The sequence below is a fragment of the Escherichia sp. WS568 genome (assembly GCF_046486085.1).
Classification (GTDB): Bacteria; Pseudomonadota; Gammaproteobacteria; order Enterobacterales; family Enterobacteriaceae; genus Escherichia; species Escherichia coli.
In genome coordinates, this window is record NZ_JBJQMC010000060.1 from 1 (window position 1) to 1,992 (window position 1,992).

Sequence of the window (1,992 nt, forward strand, 5' to 3'; positions counted from 1 at the left end):
ACAAAGCATGTCCAGAAAAGGCAATTGTCTGGATAATGCTGTGGTGGAGTGTTTCTTTGGAACCTTAAAGTCGGAGTGTTTTTATCTTGATGAGTTCAGTAATATAAGCGAACTGAAGGATGCTGTTACGGAATATATTGAATACTACAACAGCAGAAGAATTAGCCTGAAATTAAAAAGTCTGACTCCAATTGAATATCGGAATCAGACCTATATGCCTCGTGTTTAACTGTCCAACTTTTTGGGGTCAGTACAGAATGAGGCTTGCCATCAGCCGAAACATCAGTATTCCACGCCATACAGACGGCGCCTGACCATGTGCTGATGCAGGTAAAATGTTTCACTACAACTGTTCGGGTTGCTATGCAACGAAACAGCGATTCTCACGATCTTTAACTGCAACGTTTTTCCGCCTGAAAGCTGACTGCCTCCTGCTGAGGTGGGAGGCTATGATTCAGTGCGTTTATAGTCTCCGGGGTATGCATGTACCGGAGCATACCATTTCTGGTGGATAACAAGCCGGCACATTCAGACTGCAGTGAAGATGGAGGCACCTGGTTGTGAAGAACGTTTCTGCACGTGGCTGCTTCGCATCATCAATGGTATTCATACCCGCTCAGAAATGACCGGGTGCTGAAGCCCTCCGTTATCGCGCAGTATAATGACGTATATGATCTGTGGACGAGTGAGCGGCGTGCCTGATGTACGCCGCTATTACTGTATTTTACCACAGGGCTGGTTTTCTGCTGCCAGCCCTGTGGTTCTCAGACATCAACTGTGAGCGGCATCAACCGATGTACGGTATGCCATAAGCACGTACTGATCCATCAGATTTGTCAGTGGTTCACTCTGACCCTGACGTGCAATGATCCATTGCTCCAGATCTTTTTCTGATTTGTGTTTCAGGTTTTTCGTCCAGTCGTCAAGGCTGTTTCCGGTCATTAAGTCAAGCCAGCAGAGCCAGACCAGTTTGAGACGTAACTCCGTGCCGCCAAACTGACGGAAGAGGCTGATCAGTTTGTTTGCCAGAGAATGTTGCTTCAGGCGCTCACATTCAGACAGCAGGATCCCTTCCAGCATCGGATGATGAACCAGCAGGTGTTCGCTGGTGCATAAATTCACCACCAGATCATCATCCAGGGACGGGGAGCTCCGTTTGTCCGGACCATAAATCAGCCGGTGCAGACTCTGGGGAACGATGGCAATCTCCGGTTTTTCGCCATTGAATGACACCCACCCGGGCGTCAGATTATGGAAATAGTAGATATTCGGATGACACACGCCCCATGATACGGCGTGCCGGGTGAAGCCGGTCAGCCATTTCTGGTAGTTTTCATGGAGCAGCTCGTAACGGGTCTGATACTGTTGTTTCATTTTCATATTCCTCACGGGGGATAACAGGCAGCAGAGCGCCGCCGGCAGGCCGGAGATTGCGTCTGCTGTGGGCGAAGGGTTAGTGGTTAAAAATTACGGACGGGACTGTGCAATACGCGCCTGCAGCCAGGCTTCCACTTCACTTTTCAGCCAGCGGGAGCTGCGCCCCATTTTGATGGGCGCAGGAAAGCCCCCATCTTTGATGAGTTTGTCAAACCACTTATCGGTTAGGCCGGTCAGTTGAGTGATAAACGCCATGTCGACCATCTGGTCATCCATCAGCGAAACTGGGGTAGCCATGAGAATGTTCCTCCGGATGTTGTTAAACCAGCCGGTGTGGTCATGAAAACAGCGCGCCACCTTCACCGGCATAACAACCGGGGAGAAACGTAAAAAATAATCGGGAATGTGGCTGTCCGGAGATAAACGGGGGGATTGCGATGGCAGAGCCGTAGCGGAATCCCGGGGGGGGGGGGGGTGTTGCGAAAAGATGCTTCCGCACGCACGTGCGATAAAGAGGGGATAGTTTTCGTGAGGACAGGGAGAGAAGCAGGCGTTCTGATAATTGCAGAGTTGTTTTCGGAGGTGGTTACAGTGAGTCAGCCCGTTCCTGGCGAG

3 protein-coding genes are annotated in these 1,992 nt (G+C 50.6%); 1 reads left to right on the forward strand and 2 read right to left on the reverse strand.

Annotation, left to right across the window (positions count from 1 at the left end; translation table 11 throughout):
• Window positions 1-229: IS3 family transposase (locus ACJHWR_RS25165; protein WP_175097782.1), on the forward strand; the 229-nt coding region annotated here is incomplete at its 5' end.
• A 542-nt stretch (window positions 230-771) separates the two neighbouring features.
• Here the strand turns inward: ACJHWR_RS25165 and ACJHWR_RS25170 are convergent.
• On the reverse strand, window positions 772-1,374 hold the full coding sequence (locus tag ACJHWR_RS25170) for a hypothetical protein (protein WP_000813432.1): 603 nt from the start codon (window positions 1,372-1,374) through the stop codon (window positions 772-774).
• A 93-nt stretch (window positions 1,375-1,467) separates the two neighbouring features.
• A complete protein-coding gene (locus ACJHWR_RS25175; RefSeq protein WP_000235214.1) occupies window positions 1,468-1,674 on the reverse strand; it encodes a helix-turn-helix transcriptional regulator in 207 nt (68 codons plus the stop codon).
• Window positions 1,675-1,992: the final 318 nt, after the last annotated feature.